Origin of the sequence: Paenibacillus anaericanus, assembly GCF_003994475.1 — a bacterium.
GTDB lineage: Bacteria > Bacillota > Bacilli > Paenibacillales > Paenibacillaceae > Fontibacillus > Fontibacillus anaericanus.
On record NZ_RZNY01000001.1, the window covers coordinates 199192 to 220831 of the forward strand.

Genomic DNA, 21640 nt, shown 5'->3' on the forward strand with positions numbered 1-21640 from the left:
ATATGTAGGCTGCTTTTTTTCGGTCTTATTTTTCTGCAACAGGCATATACAAATCTATCCCACCTGTATGCTGATTATCATCAAACCCCAGATGTTCCTCTAACCATTGATGCTTGCCATATATATATTTACTGTCTTTCATCCAGTTACTAAAACGGACCCATGCTTTTTCTATTTCAGGCCCCATGTTACCGTTATCTCCCTGACTTACACTTGTGACCGCATATAGCCCACCGCTTAACATTTTCACTTGAACATGTTCATCACAGGCAACCACAGAATCGTCAATTGTAACACAAACCTCATAGCCGTATTCCTCTTGATCCGGAGAAGATGGGCTTGGATTATTATATCCGAATATACGCAATTTCTGCTCATTAATGTCTAAGCCAAGGTTATTTAACCAGCTTGTCATGACCGCAAAGGCTCTCGTCTCAGGTTCCTTCCCATAATAACAATAATAAGCGACTCTGATAGGTTCCAGTTCTTTGAGAACTTTAATATCAGGGTATTTCTCAAGCAGCTCCTTATCTTGAATATCAAAATATTTGTCCATTATATTCACCCTTTCAAAATGATACGATTTATCCTGTTTCCTGAAATCACTAGGCATAGACCCCGTAATTCGTTTGAATGCTCTAGAAAAAGAATCTCCACTCTCAAAGTCATACAACACAGCTATATCAATTAGGGGGAGACTACTCTTCACTACTTCCGGTACAGCCAGACTAATTCTACGGCATCTAATATATTCCTTTACGGTGTATCCTACGAGCGCAAAGAACATCCGATAGTAATTGGACAGGGACATGTATGCTTCCTGTGCGACAATTTGAAGATCGATTTTGTTCTCCAGATTATTCTCAATGTAGTCTATAGATCTTTGTATTCGTTCGTAGTAGTTCAATCGGAGGCACTCCTTATATTCATCTCGAGATAACTTCATAATAATATAGAATAGCTCCAATCATCCGACTTTTTTTCCAGAAATTTTGATTATGGTTCTTATCATTCACATCAAAAAAAGCCCTCTATCCCCTCTCATATATCATGAGAAGTTCAAGAGAGCTTGTCTTTATTTTCGCCACTTCATAAATCTATGCTCGAGATAATCCACACTCAGAAATAAAATGAAGCCGACCAAGCTAAACAACATAATGCCGGCATACATCTCCGAATAGTTCATCCTTAACCAAGCGTCCATAATAAAATATCCCATACCATATTCCGTTCCATAAATCTCAGTAAAAAACAGCACCGATATCGCCGTTCCAAGTGAAATACGGATGGTACTCAGAATCACGGATAATGCACCCGGTAAGGTAACATGCCAGAACTTCTCTACCCGATCCGCCCCAATGCTGCTGAGTACATCATACGTATTGTCTGGAATCGCTTTGACTCCATCACGAACAGATATAATGATCTGGAAGAGCAGGATCAACATGATCATCAGAATTTTCGAAGTCTCGCCCAGCCCAAAAAATAACATTACAACGGGCAATAAAGCTATTTTTGGAATAGGATAGGTTAAGTAAACTACAGGGTCTAAAATTTTATTCCACCGCGGGGAGCGTCCCATCAATATACCTATAGATAGCCCTAGGATTAACGCCAATACCACCCCTGCAAATACCCGAAACAAACTATACCCTACATGAATTGCGATCTCTTGGCCATCCAAATGTAGCATAGATGCGTAAACGTCTAATGGATTAGGAAGAATCGACTTATTAATGACGATATAAAGAAGATACCAAATCACATTCATACCTAGAAAAACAAACAACAGTCTTATCAGATGAGGGATTTGCTTTTTTTTCACCATTTCTCCTGCATTACCTTTCTGATTCTCTTAGTCTGTGCGAAGAATTCATCACTATCTCGCTTGTCTTCATGACTGATTTGAAATACCGGATTATCGATGATAACCGGAGGTTCCTCCTTGTTGGAAGGCATGACTACAATCTTCTCACCAAGTAAAATCGCTTCTTCCACATCATGAGTCACAAATAACGTAGTTGTCGGATGAGAAATCCAATTTTCCAGGAAAATGGTTTGAATCTCTTCACGTGTAATGGCATCCAGTGCGGAGAAAGGCTCATCCAGCAGCATAATTTCAGGTAAAATAGCAAACGCTCTAGCAATCGCTACCCGTTGCTGTTGTCCCCCACTAAGAGATAGAGGATAGCGCTGAGCCAAATCAGCAATACCCATAGCAGTGAGCCAACTTGTGATTTGCTGCTCTTGCTGCCCTTTGGTATGACGACCAGAATCACTAATTCTCATCGCCATTCTAATGTTTGAATGGACCGTCTTCCAAGGAAGAAGACCATAATTCTGTGGTACAAGTCCAATGAGAGCTGTGCCTTGTTTACGTAGAGATTGATCATTGAACTTAATCTCTCCTGTATATGACTGTACCAGTCCCGCAATAGCACGCAATAATGTTGATTTGCCGCAACCAGAAGGACCAATCATCGTATAGATACTATGCTCGGGCAGACATAAATCCATCTGCTCCAGCGCTAAATGACCCTCTTGATATTCCACAGTTAAGCTATTAATTTCAAGTCCTTTATTTCTTGAATACGACATCCGAGATCACTTCTTCTAGTGAAATGTCTTTGGTTAATAATCCTTTCTCTTTTGCCCATGCAAATGCTGCCTCTACCTCTTTCACATCCACTTGATACGCGGGTACGTATTCAGGTACTGTGATTTCATCTTTTAAAGTTTCAGGATAACCTATTTCTTTAATAATCAGGTCAATATACTCTGCTTGATCATGAGATTTCAAATATTCTACCGCATCATCATAAGCCGCATACATCGCAGCAATTTCTTTGGACTTTGCACTGATTACTTCTTGTGGAAATGCTAGAATGAACGGGTTCACTCCTGCTAGCTTAGTTGAACTTAATACTTGGAGTCCTGAAGCTTTTCCCATCGTTACAAAAGGCTCTGGCAATATAGCCGCATCCGATTTTTTATTCTTAAGCAATTCTAAGCGAGTTGGGATTTGTGGTACTTCTGTTACATTAATATCAGCTTCGCTCAGACCCGCTTGCTTCAACATCATAGCAACAGTATATTCTGTAGATGTATTCTTAGACAAAATAACAGATTTCCCTTTTAAGTCCTTCACATCTTTTATTTCATCATTACCGGTTAACAAATCGAATTCACCAAAGGTTGTACTTGTTGCTTTCACATCTAATCCAGCTTCATTATAAATGGCTAAGGCCACTAAATCTGCACTAATTCCATCCAGTTTATCTGCTTGGAAAGCGACATCACGATCTTTGGCGCTTTTAAATGTTTCAATATTCAAGGTAACTCCATGTTCCTTATCAAAACCTTGTTCATGGGCGATGATAAATGGAATGGCATCGATCGAAGGTAACAATCCGAGAGACAATACAGGGATTTCCTTGTCCTCTGCTGAATTAGCTTCTTTATTCGTGCTGCAACCGACAGCAAGTGCGCTAATAACAACCACCAACATTAACACCATGATTACTTGTTTCGTCTTACTATTTCTCATAACTCTCTCCAGCCTCCATCTCTTCTCTAAAAAATCTTCTATGTTGAATCATCCCTTGCGTATTTATTCACAAAGGGACATGTCAAAGCAGCCCAATGCCTTCTTAGCAGGAATTGAGTAATGTCATTTTACACCATACATCATATTTTGTATATTTAAAATTAAAACATTACAGACAAAAAACCTTCTTTTCCTCCCTATTGAATAGAGATGAAAAAGAAGGCTTACGGTTTTCTTCGCTCTAAAAAAACCGTCAGATTATTATCTCCCCAAGCTTAATCAGTTCGACTACCGCCTGAGCCCGACCTTTGACGTTCAGTTTCTGCATTACATTCGTAACGTGTAATCAAGCACGCAATAAAAATTAACCGAGAACTGTATGCATTTCAATTCGTCCGTTCTTATCTACATCGATTTTTTCGATTAACTTTATCAAGGTATTACGTATAGACTCAGCGTTGTCGTAATTCGATTGGTTTTCCAAGAATACAAGTGCTTCTTCTAAAGTATTTTTTAAAACGGTCCAATCTCGATGATCATCAACCTTTTTATTTAACGATTTGAGTTTGCTTTCTGATTCCGTGATTTCTTTATCATACATTCCCTTTTCAAATTCGTACTGATCATCACTCAGTTCATTGAGCATATGTTGCCGACGCAATTCGAATAATAGCTTTCGATTCTCAATTATTTTATTCTCGATTTTTTTTATGTCTTTTCCATAGCTGTTTTCTTTAAAGCTATAAAGGGATTCTACATCCCTCTGTGCGCTAGTCATATTTATTTTCTCGCGCATCAGTTTTATTGCAGTTTCAATAATTTGATCGCGCAAAGGTATATAAGGCATCCATTTCGCATTTATACATCCCTTTTCTCCTTGGCGCCTTCTCTTACTACACATCAAGTATCGATACTCTTTACCTCCATCACGACTCTTACCTTTCATTGTCACCATAGCGGATCCACAATCCTTACAAAACATTATTTTAGCGAAAGCATTCTTGAATGCGCGACTACCGCCACGTTTGCCACCACCGCGAACCAATCTTAACTCCTGCGCTAACTTGAAGTCTTCCACAGAAATTATTTCTGGATGAGTTTGAAAGCTTGTCCGGTTGTATGATTCGGGATCACGAGCAACTAGTCTCTTCTGCCTATTTTGTAAGTCATCTATATCATCGTAAAACTGCTTCATTTCGTATTTACCAGAAACTAAGTACCCTGTGTAATTTTCATTTTGGAGTATGCGTTGTATCGTTGATACCCCCCACAACCCTCCCTTAGGACTAGGAATCAAATGAACAGGGTCGTTGAGATAGTTAACTATGGCCTTTTCTCCCATACCTTTTCTGATGTACATATTAAATATACTCTTAATGATCTCTGCTTGGTCAGAAATAATTTCTAATGTTTTTCGACCTTCAACCTCTACTTTGTTATAGCCGAAAGGTGGGATGCTACCTGTGAAATTACCCTTCAGGGCTGATTGGCGAATTCCTCTCTTCGAGGATGTGCTTATGTTTTCTGATTGCTTCTGATTGACAGAGGAAATAATGCCAAATATCATTTCGTTATCTTCTTTGGCAGAATCGTACATGTCTTCAATCGATACGAGTCGGATACCAAGCGCATTTACAAGGATTCTTTTTAAAGAGATCGAATCCAATGTATCCCGACTAAACCGTGATAGGGAAGCGAACCATATTTCGTTGAATTCACCATTCTTTGCATCCTGGATCATTTCTTTAACATCGTCACGGTCCATTATGGTTGTTGCCGTTCCCCGATCCAAATACACATAATCAACTTCTTTTCCCTCTTTAGCTACCGTCTCTCTTATCAATCCTTCTTGGTGCTCTGGACTATCCTTTTGTGAATCTTTAAGCGTTGAAACGCGGACATAAGCCCGCGTCCTTTTCTTATTCTTGATTTTCATACCACGTCACACCTTTGCATGGTTTCGTAAATAATCATATAAAGGTATTTTAAGGTATGCTCCGTGTTTTGCCAACACAGAACGGATATTCGGTTCTAGAGCATTGCTTATCGCCTCTATCGGATCACCTTCAACTGGAATAACCACAATTTCGAATTTCGGTGGTTCTTTTTTCTTATTCTTTTTCCCCATTTTGCATCACCCTTATTAGGCTATGAGAAGGGGCTTGGTTATGTTGCCCCTTCGTCAAACTCTTCTTCCTCTTCCTCTTCCTCCGAACTCTCCACCACCAAATTCAGATCGAGTGCCAATCTATAAAACGCCTTCCAGCGGATCTTACTGTACTTCCCTTCACTGATAGGAGGTTGAAATACATGATTGTAGACGTGTTGATCAGTGATGTAATCATGTTCCCTGGTCATATACCTCTCTTCAATCAGGAAACGCTCCATCCTAGGCATCCATTTAACAACGCGCTCAATACGTTCACAGTAAGCCTTACGCTTTGCCTGCTTATCTACATTGTGTACAGCTATCTCAGCTGTTTGATCGCTAACTTTACCACCACGCGGCATGTTGCTATATCCTGCGATAATACTTGCTTCCCGATCATCACTAGAGGCGATAAGGAACTTTTTCATCCGATAGTCATCGAGTGCATCTTTAACCGCTGCTTCCGTAGCCTTCCGGTCGATCTCAGGTAGAAAGCTTAATTGCCCCACGCTATCACCTCAATTTTGTAAAGATTCCCCCGACCGAAGTCGGGTCCATTCATCAAAACGGAAGATCGTCATCACCCGTATCAACACCAGACATCGGATCTCCGCTACCTTCCCCATCCTTCACATCATCGAACGTGAGCTGGTTCTCATCTTCAAAGTTCACCGTTCCGTCATGCTCGATATTCCCTTTCAAGCCCTCTCTGTACTTCTTCTGATGTTCTTCAAACTCCTCGATGCTTTCCTCAGACTCAGTGATCGTGAGCACCACATCATGACCAGCTTTCTTGTAAAACTCGAATGATTTCTCTGCTGAAGCATCGCCCTTAACTTCGAAGTCCAGCACCGTCTTCTTGGCATCCTTGGATGATTTCTTGAACTCAGCTGATAGCTTATTCTCCACACCTTCGATACTCAGAATCACAACTGATCTGGTCATCTCGTTTAGCTCCTGCTTGTGCTCGTCCTCGCCCTTTACATAAAATTGCACAGATTCTTTTTTGCTGTCTTTCGTTTGCTTGTTAAACTCCGCTTTAATAGTAATAGACATTTATAATTGCCCCTCTCGGATAATGGTTTAAACTTCTAATTGCCTGTTATTACGTCAAACACCGATCTCCCGACTAATCCATGCCTTAATCTCTTGGATGTCCCTAACAAGCTCAGAGAGCGTTGAGGCGGTACTTTCTTTAATCTTCATCTTGACCAAGTGATTCAATGCCCCTTCGATACTGGAGAAGTATCCTTTTGGTTGAAATTGTTCTTTCCCATCCCTATCTACTTTACCGCTATATTTTTTAATGACGAATTGCTTCTCGTCAGACTCCAAGTACAGGTTATCTTCTATTAAAACTTTCATATAGCATCCTCCTTCGGCTCTACCATCATCTTCAACTTCTCAGCATTCTCAGTGACCTCATTAAGCAGCTTGATCATCTGCGGATTAACGCCTGTCGTCATCCGCTGCCTTATCTGGCTCTGCCAATCGTTGTATTTGTATATCCGTATACCGTATTCAGCTAATACAGTTCTAACAGTTCCCATTAATTCGGACTCGCTTTTCAGGTTGTTGTACTCCCACTGATTTTCATCCAGCTGCTTACGAGCTTCATAAAGTTCATTTGCGAGTTTTGAACCGACTTCCTTACCCAATGATTTGCGATTTACTCGGTCCTCCACATACGCTTCCAACATCTCACGTCTGGACCCGAAGAAAGGGTGTCTGTCTGGATCGATTCTGGACATGAGCATGTATTGATATATGTCAGAAGGAATCTCTACAAGTCGGTGTTTTGCTGGTCGTATTGTTCGCAACGCCCCTGTATCCGGGTAGTACCATATCAACCCTACCTCTTCGGGGAGTTCTTCCTTTTGAATTAACCCCTTCGGACATACAAAGCTGAATTTATTGCAGTACGCCATGTAACCAGGCCACTTCTGATCTTGCATAAAATCAGATCGGCTCACCTTTACCTCGTAGCCAGTCAAGCAAGGATTCGCCCAACTAGGTTTCATAGCCAGTGCATCAAACTTTAGGAGCTCGTTATTATCGTATGTCCTTCCCGTCTTTACCTCGGTCAGAAACATGTCATCCGTATGCCGACCAGCAAGTGCTTGCTTCACCTGATCAGATCTGATTTTAGTCACCAACTGGCACCACCCTTCTTGATATACCTGCCGTTAAAGCCCACTTGCGATCCAGTGATCTGAGCATCAACATATCCCTTCTTAGGTGGCGGACCATCTGCACCGATTTTCTTGCAGTGCTCAGCTATCTGCTCAGGTGTCCATTGTTCTGTTTTAAGTCTCTTGTCGTACATCAGATTCATCTTCCTCTTCACTAGCATCAGGGCCTTCGTTGAACATCGCTGCACACGCTTTGGAATCAGGACGCATAAACACGCAGTCATCGCCCGTAACTTGGCAGCTATCGATTAAGTCCGCCGCAATAAAGTAAGCACCATATTTGCCTTCTTCAAGTGCCTTCTGAGCCGCTTGTAATGCTTTTTTCAATCTTATATTTTCATTGAGATACTCAGAGGACCTGGCACATTGTTCTTGATGTATCGCATACAATCGGCGACGTTCTTGTTTCAGTTCTTTTATCTCAGCATCTTTTGCAGCCAGTTCCTTGTTCTGCTTTTGAAACAGATTAGAGTCGGCCTGATATTTGCATATCCAGCTTGCAGCACACTCATTTGCCTGTTTTAACTGGATCTGAAGGGACTTAATTTTTTCGTCTTTGCTTAACGGGAATCGTCTTGTCATGACCTGACCACCTCAATATCCATTCGCTTGCCGCTCGTGATTCACTTCGTTTTTGGCGGCGTATGCTGCTGCAATGTCCTCAAAATCAAAACCAAGGCGCTGCTCACCGAGAGCGTAAAAGATGTATATCGCCCCTCTGAAGTGCTGTTTCTGCCATGCTTTGAAGTCTTTCTCAGATTCTCTTATCTGTAATTTATCGCCTAAAAGATAACCAACATTGATGAGCAGCTCCGTGAATAACAACCCCGTTTCCCCTTCGACATAATCCTCAAAGACACATAGATCATCTGCCGAGTATTCAAGTTGTCGAGCGATGGAGAGAAAGAAATGTAGGCAGTCTACATACTCCTCTAGCAACGGGTTTTGAAGATACGTGCCATCTTCAAGGGCAATGTCGATCCCCGAAGTTTTAACTAATGAAGGTATCGCTGTTCGTGGTTCCCGATCATTACTCCAATGCTTAAATCCTCGCCATTCATTTGCTAGTTCTGCGATCTCTACTTGCAGCGCAAGAATCGTATTCGGTAACAAGTTTTGTCCTTCTAGCCCCTTCTCCTTGATTATCTTGGCGTCCAGCGCCTTCTGCATTTCGTACATTTGTTCAAGTTTGAGTGTCATTTCTATCATCCCTTCAAAATAGTGTTAACTGCTCAATCTCTTGTGTCGTGAGCCTCTGTACCGCAAACCTATCCCAATTTGCTCCCGGCCATGCACCTGCATAGTCATCGCCCCGAAAGTAAACTATCTCTTGGCCTTCCGGGGATAGGGCTCTATTGATAATTCTAGCGGGACCATTGCGGATAACATTGAGATCGTGTGTCCAGTCACCGAGAGGTAATGATCTTATCTCTTTACACAGGTCTGCTCCTTGCTGCCATGTGATGGTTTTCATGCTAAATCTTCAAAATCAAATAGTGTAGGCATATCAACCATCATTTCTGCAGCCTGCAGGTACCCAACTCCATCGCGGAAGTAATCACCGTTAAGCTCGATCCCGTATCCCTTGCGGCCCATTTTGACCGCCTGTACTGGCACTGTCATAAGACCGCCGAAATAATCAAGGACTACGTCACCGGGATTGGAATACCTGTTGATGATTCGCTCTACAATGTCGATCTGGAGAGGGCATACATGCATCTGTTGACGTCTCTGACTTTGAGTAGTATTCAAGGTCCTCATACGGTTGATGTCGTCCCATACTTCGAATGTCCAGGATCCGGGAGCAACAACCATGAACGAGGCTGGAAGTTTACTGTCTTGGTCCAGCTTCTTCGCAATCTCGACATGATCTTCATAGCTGTATACATTGTCTCGAGAAAATTTCCGATATGCCGCCTGTAGCTTATTGACTGGTATTGCAGCTATTTCTTCTTTGCTCAATAGTCGATCTCCTGAGCTGCGCCAATAACCGTGAGCATCGATCTGCCACTGCGCCCGAGTATAGTCTTCTTTACTCTTGCTAACGGGCTCATCCGCATACGCTGTGCTTGTATCACTCGGCAACTTCCGGAAGAGGAGGATATATTCAGGGCATCCAACACCCATCTTCGTACCGTCCTTGCATTGCTCCGACCAACCAAGTCGATATGTCTGATTGTTTTCGCGGACCACATCAGTAACTACCGTGATCATCCCAAAGTATTGAAAGCCGTGTTTGATGTAGTGCTGAATACATAAAGCGTGAAATGGCTCCATAGTCGGCATCCCTGTGCCAGTTGCATTGCCGAACAACACCCGATCTTTGACATGTATCGCTGCTACTCTTCCAGGCTTCAGGATCCTGAGCGTTTGAGGCGTTAGGAAATCCATCTGCTCGAAGAACTGTGCTGTATCTTCGGTATGACCAAAATCGTTATAGCTTGGCGTGTACTCGTAGTGATTGCCGAATGGGATAGATGTATGAATCAAGTCCACGCTGTCATCTGGCATTTCAGTTGTCTCGAGCACACAATCGTTATTCACAGCCGTGTAAAGCCCTGTTTCAATCTTCACTCTCTCCACTCCAATCGATCTGGCCAGCTTATCAATCACCGATGTTCCGGACAGCCCGTATTTCTTAATGACCTCGATCATCTTGCTAACTAGATAATCATGTTGCTTCCACTTCTCCATGAGAGTCTTCAATATTTCCGATTCAGACCCCATGTAGATAAAATGGATCTCGCATTGATGTTGCTGCTGGAACCGATGAATCCGGTGAACGGCCTGTATGGTGTCGTTGAATGAGTAGTCGATACCAGCAAAGATGGCAATATGACTTTGCTGCAGGTTAGCACCGGATCCTAATATCTCAGGCTTGCTCAGCAACACCGTGTACTTTCGATCTTTCCAGTCCAGTACCCGTTGTTCTTTTTCCTCATGTGACAAGCTGCCATATACCGATGCAACCGATATTCCAACCTCTTTCAAAGCCCGTTCAATAGCGTCTTGCTCATCGTTGAGATGGCACCATACAACAATCTGTTCAGGCTGATTCGCCTTAATGATCTCAATAACCCTCTCAACACGCTCTCCAATGCTTTCACGCTTTTCACGTGCCGCATCTTTCAGTCCGATCGCTGCATCACGCAAGAGGATCATCTGTCCATCACGTTCGAATCCTGCTGCAGAATGGTCAACTTCTAGTTCGTGGTACCTGATATCCAGCGGTGGCAAATCATATCCGGTGTCGTCATACCCTAAATCGCTTGGCTTCGTGATAAACAGCGCCCATGTGGATACCCATAACCAAAATTCATCTTCTTTGTGCGGATAGATCGTAAGGTTGTTTGCCTTGGTGCTATCCCGTTGGAAAAATCTCGTCAACGCCTGACCAGTGTCCATTACCTCGAGGAATCCAGCGTAATGGATTAACTCTTTATACTTATTGGGGCTTGGTGTAGCTGTGCAGACCAGCTTATACGGAACGCCCTTGAACTTATCCATGAATGTCTGGAAGGTCTTACTGCCATATCCTCGCAACACGCTCGCTTCATCCAATACAGTAGCTGTGAAGTAAGTAGGATCGATATCCCCATCCCGTACTCGCTCGTAATTGGTTAGTAGAATGGATCCGGTAGCTACTTCGATCTCAGCCATGTTTCGTACATATTGCGGCTTATCCAGACCTAGCAAGTTAACCGCATCATTCTCGAATTCTAGCTTCACGCCGAGGGGAAGAACGACTAACGCTTTCCCGCCTTGCCGCTCTGTCACGAGCCTACAAAACTCTAATTCTTGTATGGTCTTACCAAGCCCGAAAGCTTCAAACAACGCCCTTCTTCCGCCTTTGATCGCCCAGACAACAGAGTCCCTTTGATGTGGCTTGAGAGTAGGGTGTATATCATTCGGGGAGACTTCAAATCCAGTCTCTTTGGCTATTTCGATTTTTGTTTTCAGGAAGTCGATGTAGTTCACTTAACTTCCTCCTTCCTAGTGGACCATCGCGGGCATTTGATCTATATCTTCCGGAGCCACCCACACCGTGTCCCAGCTCATGGAGAATGTTTCGTTTGCCTCCGCTTGTGCAGCAGCTAAGAGAATCACGTTACCGTTTTCTCTCGCAGCGTCTCTCGGTACCGCATTGCCGATATATTCCCGAGCCTTGGCATCCGAACATCCTTCAAGTTGGAACGGTCGGCCGTCTGGTAAATACCGCGGGAAGCTTTGAAGCATTGCGAGCTCATAGGTCGTCATTGGTCTATGCCATGTACCGTCTTCAGCGATCAATATCCATGATCCGCGATCTGTATCCGCTGGGATTCTCGGGTCTGCCAATGCAGCCGAACCAGAATGTACATCTCCTGATCCCGTCACAGTCTTTCCGGGTTCGTTCCAATCTTGAACTCCATATGATCCTGCTCTTGGCTTACACCCAAGGCGAGCATCTGCCACCAACGGTGCTCCTGACTGTACGTCTGTTACGCTCGTGATTGTCGCCGATGGTTCCTCCATATCTTGCATCCGATATTTGTCGGTATATCTATTCTTTAAGTCCGATAGGCGAGGGTCGCTTATACTGGCTGGGCTGTTCATAATCCGATTAGCGCCTCTGACAGCCTTCGCTGATTCTTCCCATTCCTGAACACCGTAACTATCAGGCATCAACTTGGTTTTAACTCGTGGATCGGCGACTGCCAAAGCACCACTTCCGAATCTTGTTCCTGTGATACATGGCGAGGTCTCGTCCATCCGAACGATCTGATAGACTCCTGGATGTCGTCCTGCTCTATCGGTAAGTCTAGGATCAGAGATGGACATTGCCCCATTGTTTGGCCCGTTTGCGCCAGTTACTGTAGGTCCTACCTGATCATCCCGACATACACGATAGATGGTCCCGTGAGTGCCTTCTTTAAGGTTCACACGTGGATCGGATATTGCAGCAGCTCCGTTACTTCTACCCACTCCAGCCCCACCAGTTACCGTTCGGCTTGGTTCCTCATAATTTTCAACCGCCCAAGCTCCACCACGAGGTTGATGAACAATACGGTATTGCTCAAATGGGACATCCTGTAGATCTCTCCAATCCCCACCCGCTTTGATAAGCCCTAAGCGTACCCAAGTTTTCCATTGCAGATTTGGGAGCCTATGAAGCGGACCTCCTGCTTCGATATCACCAGGCATTGGAAGCGGCCCGATTACATCACCAATTGTTTTGAGCGGCTTCTTTTCAGGATAAAAAATGAAGTTTGGTATCTGTGCCTCATGCCGTGCCATGATTAGAAAGCGAACTCTGTTTTGTCCAAGTCCTCCGACTTCGCCGAGGTTATGATCAGCTCGCATACTTACGGCATAACCGTACTTTTTGAGCGTCTTCTCGATCTGCTTCAATAGGCTCTTCCCTCGTGACCGGATGCGTGGCACGTTCTCCAGTTGAAGGATCGCGGGAACGCCACCGCCATACAAAAGGCAAGCTTCAAGTGAAAGATCAATACCTCTAACAGTTAGCTGATTAAGAGATAGATATTTGATCGTCTTCGCCGACTTTTCGGGTAGCAGTCCAGACAATCCCTTGCACGGTGGAGAGGTAAAGAGGAAGAATGGGATCTGATAGCCGAATGCAACCCACATATCCCAGGCGGTTACTTCTCGCCATTCTGGTGGCGGCTCATGTCCGTGCCATGCGATGTATTGCTCCCGCGTGAATAGGTCCATGACTCGTGATGTTTTTGTCCCAGTGATGTTGTCGTGATTGAGGCAAGCAACAGGATCGTTGTCGACGCTACATAGCAGTTTAATCCGGTACACCTTACCTCCGTACTCCATTTGAGATTCCAACAATCCGGCCGATTCACCGCCGATTCCGCCAAACAATACCGCTGCCGTTTTGTACTCAATGTTCTCTAATACTTGCAATGGTTTCCCTCCCTTCACCTGTTTCCTCTATCGATCCCTAATGCTATCGCCATCCTGATTACATCCATCTTGCTGCGCTTAAGATGGCGAGCTATTTCGGTTCGAGTGCCAAACGTACTGTAATTTTTCAGCATCCACGTTCGATCTTCATCCGAGATGACCACTGGAGGATCAGGAGGGAAGATAATCTTCAAACTGATATCTTTAATTTGTGTCTCGTCTTCGGTGAGCTGGTAGCACCCTTTTTTAGGTTTAACGAGCACCCCGCGTCGTGTAAGCTCGGATAATATTCCGTTGAATGTACCTATTTTGATACCTACCTCACGAGCCGCTTCGGGACGCTTTTTTAATTTGTAATATGCCTTTAACATCTCAGCTTGAGCGGGTGCAATATGACCTCGTTCAAGAAACTCATTAACCCTTTCCTCAATCTTCGGGTCCAGTTTAGGCATTGATTTTCGCTCCTTTCCCTCAAAATAAGCACGCCTGTTCTGTATTTTGGGTGTGACTCTCCCTCGCCACAGGCTTCCCAGGGCGTTTGTTGGTTTTTTCAGTTTTCTTTTTTTTCTTCTTAGGTGGTGGTGGGTTGATGATAGAATCAATAACTTCCTGCTGATATTTTGGATAATCAGATAATTGCTTACCTCGTCGGACCCGATAGACGGCCTCGCATATTTTGGCGATTATATAGGCATCTACCACGTTATTATTCGGATGGGAATATTCGAAGTGCTTGAGAGCGCCAGCAGCCATTGCTGCCTTCTTCTCCTTTTCTCCTTCCAATCGAACCTTTTTACCATCAATAATCTTGTATCCCGTAACCCCAACGTATTTTTTCACTGCTAAAGGCTGAACCTTATCAAAGGTAAGATTTTTTCTTGCAATCATACCTTCAAGCCCACCGTGAATCTGTGCTGTAGTAATAAGCATCTGGCTGCCGTTAGCAATACCTTCTTTCAAGACCTCGTCATCTGGCATCAGTAGACGAAACAGCTGATTTTCAAGTGAAATGCGCTGTTCAAGCGTAATACCTCCCGGCTTTTTTTCTCCCTTCCCTATGATACTTGTTTCGAGCTCTGGATCTCCGTCCTCGTCCAAGGCAACAACGCCCGTCTCAGTTGCTGGATCAATACCCACGAACCGCATCAATTAGATGTCCTGTATGGCAAGATCAGATATAAGCTCTGGCTATCATCCACAGGCTTGATAATGATCGGGCTCATTGTTCCAGTGAATCCGATGTGAATCTTGTCGCTCTCGATCACCTTCAGCACATCGAGCATGTATTTGGAGTTGAACGATATTCGGATAGGTTCGCCTGTAATATCTACAGCTTCTAACTGCTCGATCACCTTACCGACTCCAGATGAAGTTGATTCAATCCTGACCTCACCATCACCGGAAGCTTCCAGCCGAACGATGTTCGTCTTTTCTTCTCGGGCCAACAGAAACGCTCGGTCAATAGATTCAGTCAGCTTCTTGGTATCCAGAACCAACTCTGTTTTGAATTCGGTCGGGATTATCTTTGAAGTATCTGGGAACGTACCATCCAGTATGCGAGAGTAAAAGAGCACATTGCCGACTTTGAACAACACCTGACTGTCAGCGACTACTATCTCAATTGCCTCATCGTTATCTGGAATGATCTTATTGAGCTCACCCAATGTCTTGCCCGAGATCGTAACGTCGTGAATAGTGATATCCTCTTCAAGCGCCGACTGTGTGCTTGCCAGCCGATGACGATCTGTGGCTAAGAGTTTAAGCTGACCGTCTATCAGACTCCAAAGTACTCCAGTTAAAATGGGTGACGTTTCATTTGCAGATACGGAGAAACCAGTTGATCGGATCATCTGCTTGATTAGACTTCCTGGCACCGAGATCGCTTGATCATCATCAACTGCCGGTAGTGCTGGGTACTCTTCCGGGTCCAGACCTACCATATTGACCTTTGACTTTCCAGACTGGATTATAGTCGAGAATCCCTCCAACACTTCTATATCAACTGTGTCCTTAGGCAACTTCTTGATTATCTCGACAAAGAACTTTGCAGGTAGCACCACGCTACCGATTTCCTCCACCTTAACAACTTCTTTGCCGTTGTCAGTTGCTGGTATTGTCGCTTGGATCACTGTTTCGATGTCACTTGCGGTCAGTGTCACACCATAATGCGTGACATCCAACTTAATTCCTGTCAGGATCGGGATTGTCGTCTTGCTGCTAATCGCCTTGGATACGTGCTGTATGGCTTCGTTCAGTTGATTTTTTAGGATACTTATCTTCATGACTGCACCTCCAACAACTCAGGATTATCGTGCACATTTCCGATGACCACACAGCGATATCCAGCGATACTTTTATACTGTTTTGTTACTTCCACTCTGTCGTTGTCCTCTGAGTAATGGATTGGATTCTTAATGCATACACCCTTACTTGCTGTGATTACTACTTCGCCAATGTGATACCCATCTAATGTGAAATCTGTACCGTCAAACACATTTCCTGTTTGGGTATGATAAGTCTGTTTTGCGATGTCACCTTCCCAAATCTTCAATCCTTTAAAATCTGTTTTTCTTGTAAACTGTCCCACAGTTTCAGGATCTACTTGATATGTTCCGTTCGCTGTATACAGCCAGTATTCTTTCCCTCCGTCAGACAGCTCTACTACATGTACACCAAATCCATATAACCATTGGTCATCACCTACTAATGGTTCAATACTTTTGGCACGAAACTCGTATTCTCTCATCCTTGCACCTCACTTTCTCAATTAAAACCACGCCGATAGATCAGGCTTTGGTTTATTGCTCTTAGGCTCCTGCGGTGGCTCTAGACGCTTCTCTGGCTCGGTTGGTGTATTTGGTTCTGGTTCAGCAGGTGGATCTGTAATCGGCTCAGATTCAACCGTATCGAACTCTTGAAACTCCCATCCGAGTAAGTTGTATTTCTCGCGAAGTCCAGGAAACTCCTGAACCATGCGACCATGGTCATACTTCTTCATGAGGGCTACTGTACGATCGTAGATTGCCAGTTTCCTTGCCCGTTCTTCTGGTGTTAATGAACTCAGTGGTTTGTCCAGCTCAGCTGCGAGTTTGAATTTAGCGGATTCGGCCCGAGCATATTCTTCATCGTCTTTTATGACTCTGCTCATGCTCCCTCACCTTCTCAACTAGTTTTTCTTTGTCGTCTTTGGTTAGATTCAGGAATCGCCCCGTCTTTCGGTTAAACATCATTTCGAGGATTCCCGTCCCAATTTTTCGACCTTTCGCTACTATCAATTCAATAATTCCTTTTTTTGCGGCATCCGGATAATAGTAGTCGTCACGGTAAAGGAAGATGATAATGTCGGCATCAAACTCAATGTTTCCAGACTCCCGTAGATCAGACATAAGGGGACGCTTATCTTGCCGATCTTCACATTTTCTGCCGACCGAGCTTATAGCAACTACCGGAATATTAAATGTCCGAGCCATCTTTTTGAATTGCTTGGATATATAGTTGACTCTATCTGCCGTGTTGTTAAATTTCTTCTCACTCTCGATCAGTTGCAGATAATCAATATAGATTATCAAATTTGCATGTTTCTTGGACATGGACTTGACCTGTCGCCAAATGTACTCAACGGTCATTCCTGGAGAATCGTCAATATAGATCGGTAGTCCATCCAATATCGCCATGGACTTGCTATAACTATCCCAATCATTTTCAGTTAGAAGCCCCGTCCTTACCTTCTTGCTGTCGATGTTGCCAATCCCACAAATGAATCTCTCAGCCACATCCTTTGCAGGCATCTCACCTGAGAAGAATCCTACTGTATTACCAGCTTTAGCCGCAGCTATGGAATCATTGACGATAAGAGCGGTTTTTCCTATGCTGGGTCTAGCTGCGACGATGATAAAATCGCTTTTCTGATGGCCGCCTGACATTTCGTCAAAGTCTTCACTCGCTGTCTTAACCCCTGTGACTCCGCTTCGCGATCCTCTTGCCATAATCTCTTTGTGGTGACCTTCTAAAACGTCGGCAATCTGCACCATTCCATCATTGATACCTTGATTTTGAAGGTCCTGCAGTTTTTCTAGTTGGTCTTTTACATCTCCTACATCAACCGATCCATCCGACACAGCTTTACGAAAGGTTAAAAGTGCTTGTCGTTGGATATTCGCTTGTCTAATAATCTTTTGATAGTAGTCGAAGTTAGCTGTCGTCGGAACGGAGTCTCGTAAATCAACGATGTAACTTAGCCCACCGATCACACTTAGTTCCTTGCCCCATTCTTCGCCTAATACCTTGATGTCGAAAGGATCTGTTATCCCGGGCTTTCCTGAGAGATGTTCGTTTGCCCAACTCAGCATCTCCATCACGATTGTGTGAGGACCTTCAGGGTCAAAATCGTTAGGTGTTAAATAGCAGGTATCCATCAACTCAGAGTTTTTTAAAAGAGAGCCAAGGACCGCTTGTTCTGCTTCAAGACTCATGAGCGCTCACCTTCCGTTTCGCCACTAATCTCTCCAGACGCTCTCTGATGTGGTCTGGCATTGGGATGGCCTGCTCGTTGTATGCTTCAAGTTCGAGCTGATCTTCTTGTTCCTCCGCGCGCTGCAACTCGTAGAATGATGGCTTGTCTTTATCTACTCCTACGATGTCAGAAATGGTAGGTGCATATTTGCATGAGCGGATATGCTGACCTAACCTCTCCTTCGCAATGTTGTAATCCACTTCTTGAAGCATCTGCTGCCACAGCTTAGTGACAGGGACAGTTATTTCAAAGAAGGGATAAGCGGTCTTTATCACTGCCAGAAAGTTTGCCGTTTCCGTTTGCTTCATGGGCCGCTCCCTCCTCGTAAAATTGATTCAAAATATTCATCTCATCCTTATTGCGCTCATGCTTGTTTTTAACTGGGTTCTTTGCCTTATCCTTTCGGATCCATACACGAATGGTTTTGTTATGATCGACTTTAGTTTTCTTGGGATTGTTGGTTTGCCACTCATCGACCATTTCGATATAGAGATCAACCGTGTCTTTGCCGAAATCCGTTACTAAACGATCGTATTCTGTTTGGGTTAAAAATACGGTGTCCATAAACTTGATTTTCACCTTATCTTCCATAGGCTCAATTACCTCCGTTTCGGGTATATCTTTTAAATCTTTTATCTTTAAAGATTTAATATCTTTCTTGGTACGCGACGTAGCGGTCAGTTTAGCGGAAATCTGACCGCTAATTAGTTGTTTCGAATCTTTTTTGTTAGGTTCAAAACTGACCGCTACGTCGTTGTCAGATTTCATTTTCCATTCGTCGTAATTTTTATTAAATGAGAGTACCCTACTTCTCCGGTCGCCTCCTGAAATGACAAGGAGGACGTTTCGCTCAATTAAGATTTGCAGTTCCCGCTGAATTTGATTTTTATGAGTTTCCAATGCCCCTGCTAGAAATGTGAGCGAGAACCTGTGCATCTTTCTTTGAAAACCGTAGGTATACCGCCAAACGATTAGTAGGATACGGAACTGAGTTCCATTGAGATTTATTCGCGCAGCCTGCTCCAAAATTTCATGAGCTATCCGAGTGAATCCATCCTCGATTTGCGGTCTTGCCATTCCTCCTCACCAACGTTCAGGTTGTAGTTTCTTTAGCTTGTTCTTCAGCCAACACTTCTCGGACAGCAAGCGTTAATATTTTCGCCAATCTATCAATTGGTACCGGGCTAGTTACTCGCATATCTTCCAAAGCTGCTGATAAGCTGTTGCGGATCTTATCCTCAGTGGTTGGCTCCTCTTCGATGGTGTAGTCGTTGACTAAGGCTTCAAGAAGTCTATCTCCATTCTCAGGGTCAAGGACGTACTTCTTAATTGCTAAAGAGTGATTGTTATCACCTGATTCCACTGGGTTGAATAACTTTATCGCAAAATCACGATTCGTAAACCTACCTGGATTTTCTCGAAAGTAATCAATCGCCTCTGCCACATCCATTGGAAGTGCCACCTTCTTACCTTCACGCTCAGATACCAATTCATTATGAAGATCAACCAATGTCTGCGCGTGAGTAGCAAGGTCATCAATTGCTCTGCCTAGAGCTTGGCGAGTCTGTTCAAGTTCCCGATACACTACCTTGTTAGTTTCTCTGAGGCGGCCGTATTCTTCCTCAGTGTATGTGCGTTCTTCAAGTGGATTAGCATCGAAAAATTTGATTATCCGCCCTAAATACTTTCCCTCAGTGACTTGATAATTCGGATTGGCATCAAATAACATGCCATCTCTCGGGATTTTCCTTGCTTCTACTACCTCTCCTGCTGATAAATGTTGTTGGGGGTACAAAACCCGAATCTTCATTACACGCCACCTCCGATCACTAGCAATTGACGCTGAGCTTCTTCTGTGCCATCCTCGGACAATTTTCCGAAGCGTAGAGAGTGGACCAAACGTTTAACCCGATGTTTCCCATGCTTGTTAACTTCGTTTTGCAGCTTACGTAAATGGTATTTAGACATTTATAAGACCTCCAGATAATAGTGTTTATTGTTGATCAAGTTTTTCTCGAATAGCGCCAGCCTGACAGCCTGTGAAGCAGCATCCTTCGTGTTGTTCTCGCCGCTCAAGTGTGTGAGATAGATTCGCTCGCCATTACCTTTGACAAGCTTTTGTAAGGCTGCTGCAGTCTGCTCATTGGACAAATGACCGATGTCTGACAGGATCCGGTTAATGATGCTCTGCGGTCTGTTGCATTGTTCAACCCGCTCGACAACGTGATTGGCTTCGATGATGTAGACATCCGAGTCTTTCATGGCACGCAGCATGTCAGCATCTACATGACCTGTGTCCAGGCATACCGAGACTTTGCATTTATCGTTCCAAACCGTGTATCCAACCGGATTATAAGCATCATGATGAGATTTAAAAGCGCCGATTCTTAATTCGTCAGTCACCGTTATTTCACCGGTTGAAATGAAGTCTTTGACCTCATGTTTTAAATCGTCATCTACACATTTGATGCCTTTCCATTCACCTTCAGTGGCGAATACTGGAATCCGGTATTTGTTAGCCAACGGAAGCCCTTTGATATGATCTCCATGAGCATGAGTGATAAAGATAGCTTCGATCTGATCTGCTCTGATACCAACTTCTAGCAAGCGCTTTTCAATCTTTGTTTTGGGAATCCCCGCATCGATCAGGATCGTCTTGCCACTGTCCGAGGTGAGCGCTATACAGTTCCCTGAACTTCCGGATGCAAGGATATTAACTTCCATCGGGGATCTTCCCCCAGGTCTCGTTTTCTTCCCGCATGTCGTTATCTGCAAGCATCATTGCAAAATTGGCAATATTGGCACAGCGTCTGCGGAATTCTTCATGACTGGTGCATTTATAAAGTTTTGCGATGTTCTTATCGAGCTGCCGCGACAGAAATTGATTTGTGCAGTTACTCCAACCGCCTTTATTTTCGTTGGCCCGCAATTGCTCTTCCATTGTTTTTGCGAATCCGTATACTTCTGGGCGTAGAATAATATCACTCATATCGAACGCTCCTTTTTAATCCGATTCTGCCACTCTTTCAGGTGAGTGCACCCCTTCGCTGGTTCCTCATAAAACCTGCGTCCCAGAACAAACGAGACAAACTTATCCGTGCTGCGCTCGTAGTACATCCCGTTTAGGACTGGCTCCCCTTTCGGGGATGGAGGGAGAGGATTATCTTCGACTTCGATAATTGCGAACAGGTCTAGCTGCTCCACGTCGGACATTGCCGCCTACCTCCAGTTCCTCTTTGCATCGATGGCATACACGCTTTCCGCGGATATACTCCTCTTTGTCGGGGTTTATTTCATTGCCGCATATCTGGCAATCTGGTTGT

29 protein-coding genes and 1 pseudogene are annotated in these 21640 nt (G+C 44.0%); all 30 read right to left on the reverse strand.

The window, feature by feature from the left end; translation table 11 throughout:
• Positions 1-25: 25 nt before the first annotated feature.
• Positions 26-907 carry an AraC family transcriptional regulator gene (locus tag EJP82_RS00925; protein WP_127190135.1) on the reverse strand — a complete coding sequence of 294 codons (882 nt, stop codon included), beginning with the start codon at positions 905-907 and terminating at the stop codon, positions 26-28.
• Positions 908-1075: 168 nt separating this feature from the next.
• Positions 1076-1828: an ABC transporter permease gene (locus tag EJP82_RS00930; RefSeq protein ID WP_127190136.1), complete on the reverse strand. Its 753-nt coding sequence runs from the start codon at positions 1826-1828 to the stop codon at positions 1076-1078.
• Positions 1822-2598 (reverse strand): ABC transporter ATP-binding protein, encoded by a 777-nt coding sequence (locus EJP82_RS00935; protein WP_127190137.1) that lies wholly within the window; start codon positions 2596-2598, stop codon positions 1822-1824. The genes EJP82_RS00930 and EJP82_RS00935 overlap by 7 nt, the downstream gene beginning before the upstream one ends.
• Positions 2579-3547, reverse strand: a complete 969-nt coding sequence (locus tag EJP82_RS00940; protein WP_127190138.1) for an ABC transporter substrate-binding protein — start codon at positions 3545-3547, stop codon at positions 2579-2581. Before EJP82_RS00940 ends, EJP82_RS00935 begins: the two co-directional genes overlap by 20 nt.
• A gap of 253 nt (positions 3548-3800) precedes the next feature.
• Positions 3801-3890 (reverse strand): annotated as a pseudogene (locus EJP82_RS28265) (helix-turn-helix domain-containing protein); the annotation flags it as partial.
• Positions 3891-3911: 21 nt separating this feature from the next.
• Complete coding sequence (locus EJP82_RS00950; protein WP_246053934.1) at positions 3912-5483, reverse strand: recombinase family protein; 1572 nt, start codon at positions 5481-5483, stop codon at positions 3912-3914.
• 6 nt (positions 5484-5489) lie between these two features.
• Positions 5490-5675, reverse strand: a complete 186-nt coding sequence (locus EJP82_RS00955) for a hypothetical protein (protein ID WP_127190139.1) — start codon at positions 5673-5675, stop codon at positions 5490-5492.
• Positions 5676-5713: 38 nt separating this feature from the next.
• Entirely contained in the window at positions 5714-6205 is a 492-nt protein-coding gene (locus EJP82_RS00960) for an ArpU family phage packaging/lysis transcriptional regulator (protein WP_127190140.1), read from the reverse strand.
• Positions 6206-6257: 52 nt separating this feature from the next.
• Positions 6258-6752, reverse strand: coding sequence for a hypothetical protein (locus EJP82_RS00965; protein ID WP_127190141.1), 495 nt, complete (start codon positions 6750-6752; stop codon positions 6258-6260).
• A 54-nt stretch (positions 6753-6806) separates the two neighbouring features.
• A complete protein-coding gene (locus EJP82_RS00970; protein ID WP_127190142.1) occupies positions 6807-7061 on the reverse strand; it encodes a hypothetical protein in 255 nt (84 codons plus the stop codon).
• Positions 7058-7849, reverse strand: a complete 792-nt coding sequence (locus EJP82_RS00975) for an MmcB family DNA repair protein (RefSeq protein ID WP_211350021.1) — start codon at positions 7847-7849, stop codon at positions 7058-7060. The genes EJP82_RS00970 and EJP82_RS00975 overlap by 4 nt, the downstream gene beginning before the upstream one ends.
• Positions 7846-8022: a hypothetical protein gene (locus tag EJP82_RS27845; protein WP_170220093.1), complete on the reverse strand. Its 177-nt coding sequence runs from the start codon at positions 8020-8022 to the stop codon at positions 7846-7848. Before EJP82_RS27845 ends, EJP82_RS00975 begins: the two co-directional genes overlap by 4 nt.
• Positions 8003-8470, reverse strand: coding sequence for a hypothetical protein (locus EJP82_RS00980; protein ID WP_127190143.1), 468 nt, complete (start codon positions 8468-8470; stop codon positions 8003-8005). Before EJP82_RS00980 ends, EJP82_RS27845 begins: the two co-directional genes overlap by 20 nt.
• A gap of 12 nt (positions 8471-8482) precedes the next feature.
• Positions 8483-9088 carry a dUTP diphosphatase gene (locus tag EJP82_RS00985; RefSeq protein WP_127190144.1) on the reverse strand — a complete coding sequence of 202 codons (606 nt, stop codon included), beginning with the start codon at positions 9086-9088 and terminating at the stop codon, positions 8483-8485.
• Positions 9089-9101: 13 nt separating this feature from the next.
• A complete protein-coding gene (locus EJP82_RS00990; RefSeq protein WP_127190145.1) occupies positions 9102-9362 on the reverse strand; it encodes a hypothetical protein in 261 nt (86 codons plus the stop codon).
• Positions 9359-11866, reverse strand: a complete 2508-nt coding sequence (locus EJP82_RS00995; protein WP_127190146.1) for a DNA methyltransferase — start codon at positions 11864-11866, stop codon at positions 9359-9361. Before EJP82_RS00995 ends, EJP82_RS00990 begins: the two co-directional genes overlap by 4 nt.
• Before the next feature lie 15 nt (positions 11867-11881).
• Positions 11882-13804: a DNA cytosine methyltransferase gene (locus EJP82_RS01000; RefSeq protein WP_246053935.1), complete on the reverse strand. Its 1923-nt coding sequence runs from the start codon at positions 13802-13804 to the stop codon at positions 11882-11884.
• A 14-nt stretch (positions 13805-13818) separates the two neighbouring features.
• Positions 13819-14256: a hypothetical protein gene (locus tag EJP82_RS01005; protein ID WP_127190147.1), complete on the reverse strand. Its 438-nt coding sequence runs from the start codon at positions 14254-14256 to the stop codon at positions 13819-13821.
• Between the two features lie 19 nt (positions 14257-14275).
• On the reverse strand, positions 14276-14950 hold the full coding sequence (locus EJP82_RS01010; RefSeq protein WP_127190148.1) for a hypothetical protein: 675 nt from the start codon (positions 14948-14950) through the stop codon (positions 14276-14278).
• Positions 14950-16086, reverse strand: coding sequence for a DNA polymerase III subunit beta (dnaN, locus tag EJP82_RS01015; RefSeq protein WP_127190149.1), 1137 nt, complete (start codon positions 16084-16086; stop codon positions 14950-14952). Before dnaN ends, EJP82_RS01010 begins: the two co-directional genes overlap by 1 nt.
• Positions 16083-16550, reverse strand: a complete 468-nt coding sequence (locus EJP82_RS01020) for a YopX family protein (RefSeq protein ID WP_127190150.1) — start codon at positions 16548-16550, stop codon at positions 16083-16085. Before EJP82_RS01020 ends, dnaN begins: the two co-directional genes overlap by 4 nt.
• Positions 16551-16571: 21 nt before the next feature.
• On the reverse strand, positions 16572-16952 hold the full coding sequence (locus EJP82_RS01025) for a hypothetical protein (protein ID WP_127190151.1): 381 nt from the start codon (positions 16950-16952) through the stop codon (positions 16572-16574).
• Positions 16927-18276, reverse strand: a complete 1350-nt coding sequence (locus tag EJP82_RS01030) for a replicative DNA helicase (RefSeq protein ID WP_127190152.1) — start codon at positions 18274-18276, stop codon at positions 16927-16929. The genes EJP82_RS01025 and EJP82_RS01030 overlap by 26 nt, the downstream gene beginning before the upstream one ends.
• Positions 18266-18625 (reverse strand): replicative helicase loader/inhibitor, encoded by a 360-nt coding sequence (locus EJP82_RS01035; protein ID WP_127190153.1) that lies wholly within the window; start codon positions 18623-18625, stop codon positions 18266-18268. The genes EJP82_RS01030 and EJP82_RS01035 overlap by 11 nt, the downstream gene beginning before the upstream one ends.
• Positions 18564-19394 carry a replication protein gene (locus tag EJP82_RS01040; RefSeq protein ID WP_127190154.1) on the reverse strand — a complete coding sequence of 277 codons (831 nt, stop codon included), beginning with the start codon at positions 19392-19394 and terminating at the stop codon, positions 18564-18566. Before EJP82_RS01040 ends, EJP82_RS01035 begins: the two co-directional genes overlap by 62 nt.
• Before the next feature lie 16 nt (positions 19395-19410).
• A complete protein-coding gene (locus tag EJP82_RS01045) occupies positions 19411-20127 on the reverse strand; it encodes a hypothetical protein (protein WP_127190155.1) in 717 nt (238 codons plus the stop codon).
• Complete coding sequence (locus EJP82_RS27850; RefSeq protein ID WP_170220094.1) at positions 20127-20285, reverse strand: hypothetical protein; 159 nt, start codon at positions 20283-20285, stop codon at positions 20127-20129. Before EJP82_RS27850 ends, EJP82_RS01045 begins: the two co-directional genes overlap by 1 nt.
• On the reverse strand, positions 20286-21041 hold the full coding sequence (locus EJP82_RS01050; protein ID WP_127190156.1) for an MBL fold metallo-hydrolase: 756 nt from the start codon (positions 21039-21041) through the stop codon (positions 20286-20288).
• On the reverse strand, positions 21031-21306 hold the full coding sequence (locus EJP82_RS01055; protein WP_127190157.1) for a hypothetical protein: 276 nt from the start codon (positions 21304-21306) through the stop codon (positions 21031-21033). The genes EJP82_RS01050 and EJP82_RS01055 overlap by 11 nt, the downstream gene beginning before the upstream one ends.
• Positions 21303-21530 (reverse strand): hypothetical protein, encoded by a 228-nt coding sequence (locus EJP82_RS01060; protein ID WP_170220095.1) that lies wholly within the window; start codon positions 21528-21530, stop codon positions 21303-21305. Before EJP82_RS01060 ends, EJP82_RS01055 begins: the two co-directional genes overlap by 4 nt.
• Positions 21531-21640 lie beyond the last annotated feature (110 nt).

Bases quoted from the DNA above. Each gene is read 5' to 3' on its own strand.
- EJP82_RS00930 (WP_127190136.1), bottom strand. From the start codon at position 1,828: ATGGTGAAAAAAAAGCAAATCCCTCATCTGATAAGACTGTTGTTTGTT.
- EJP82_RS00935 (WP_127190137.1), bottom strand. From the start codon at position 2,598: ATGTCGTATTCAAGAAATAAAGGACTTGAAATTAATAGCTTAACTGTG.
- EJP82_RS00940 (WP_127190138.1), bottom strand. From the start codon at position 3,547: ATGAGAAATAGTAAGACGAAACAAGTAATCATGGTGTTAATGTTGGTG.
- EJP82_RS00950 (WP_246053934.1), bottom strand. From the start codon at position 5,483: ATGAAAATCAAGAATAAGAAAAGGACGCGGGCTTATGTCCGCGTTTCA.
- EJP82_RS00955 (WP_127190139.1), bottom strand. From the start codon at position 5,675: ATGGGGAAAAAGAATAAGAAAAAAGAACCACCGAAATTCGAAATTGTG.
- EJP82_RS00965 (WP_127190141.1), bottom strand. From the start codon at position 6,752: ATGTCTATTACTATTAAAGCGGAGTTTAACAAGCAAACGAAAGACAGC.
- EJP82_RS00970 (WP_127190142.1), bottom strand. From the start codon at position 7,061: ATGAAAGTTTTAATAGAAGATAACCTGTACTTGGAGTCTGACGAGAAG.
- EJP82_RS27845 (WP_170220093.1), bottom strand. From the start codon at position 8,022: ATGTACGACAAGAGACTTAAAACAGAACAATGGACACCTGAGCAGATA.
- EJP82_RS00980 (WP_127190143.1), bottom strand. From the start codon at position 8,470: ATGACAAGACGATTCCCGTTAAGCAAAGACGAAAAAATTAAGTCCCTT.
- EJP82_RS00985 (WP_127190144.1), bottom strand. From the start codon at position 9,088: ATGACACTCAAACTTGAACAAATGTACGAAATGCAGAAGGCGCTGGAC.
- EJP82_RS00990 (WP_127190145.1), bottom strand. From the start codon at position 9,362: ATGAAAACCATCACATGGCAGCAAGGAGCAGACCTGTGTAAAGAGATA.
- EJP82_RS01005 (WP_127190147.1), bottom strand. From the start codon at position 14,256: ATGCCTAAACTGGACCCGAAGATTGAGGAAAGGGTTAATGAGTTTCTT.
- EJP82_RS01010 (WP_127190148.1), bottom strand. From the start codon at position 14,950: ATGCGGTTCGTGGGTATTGATCCAGCAACTGAGACGGGCGTTGTTGCC.
- dnaN (WP_127190149.1), bottom strand. From the start codon at position 16,086: ATGAAGATAAGTATCCTAAAAAATCAACTGAACGAAGCCATACAGCAC.
- EJP82_RS01020 (WP_127190150.1), bottom strand. From the start codon at position 16,550: ATGAGAGAATACGAGTTTCGTGCCAAAAGTATTGAACCATTAGTAGGT.
- EJP82_RS01025 (WP_127190151.1), bottom strand. From the start codon at position 16,952: ATGAGCAGAGTCATAAAAGACGATGAAGAATATGCTCGGGCCGAATCC.
- EJP82_RS01030 (WP_127190152.1), bottom strand. From the start codon at position 18,276: ATGAGTCTTGAAGCAGAACAAGCGGTCCTTGGCTCTCTTTTAAAAAAC.
- EJP82_RS01035 (WP_127190153.1), bottom strand. From the start codon at position 18,625: ATGAAGCAAACGGAAACGGCAAACTTTCTGGCAGTGATAAAGACCGCT.
- EJP82_RS01040 (WP_127190154.1), bottom strand. From the start codon at position 19,394: ATGGCAAGACCGCAAATCGAGGATGGATTCACTCGGATAGCTCATGAA.
- EJP82_RS01045 (WP_127190155.1), bottom strand. From the start codon at position 20,127: ATGAAGATTCGGGTTTTGTACCCCCAACAACATTTATCAGCAGGAGAG.
- EJP82_RS27850 (WP_170220094.1), bottom strand. From the start codon at position 20,285: ATGTCTAAATACCATTTACGTAAGCTGCAAAACGAAGTTAACAAGCAT.
- EJP82_RS01050 (WP_127190156.1), bottom strand. From the start codon at position 21,041: ATGGAAGTTAATATCCTTGCATCCGGAAGTTCAGGGAACTGTATAGCG.
- EJP82_RS01055 (WP_127190157.1), bottom strand. From the start codon at position 21,306: ATGAGTGATATTATTCTACGCCCAGAAGTATACGGATTCGCAAAAACA.
- EJP82_RS01060 (WP_170220095.1), bottom strand. From the start codon at position 21,530: ATGTCCGACGTGGAGCAGCTAGACCTGTTCGCAATTATCGAAGTCGAA.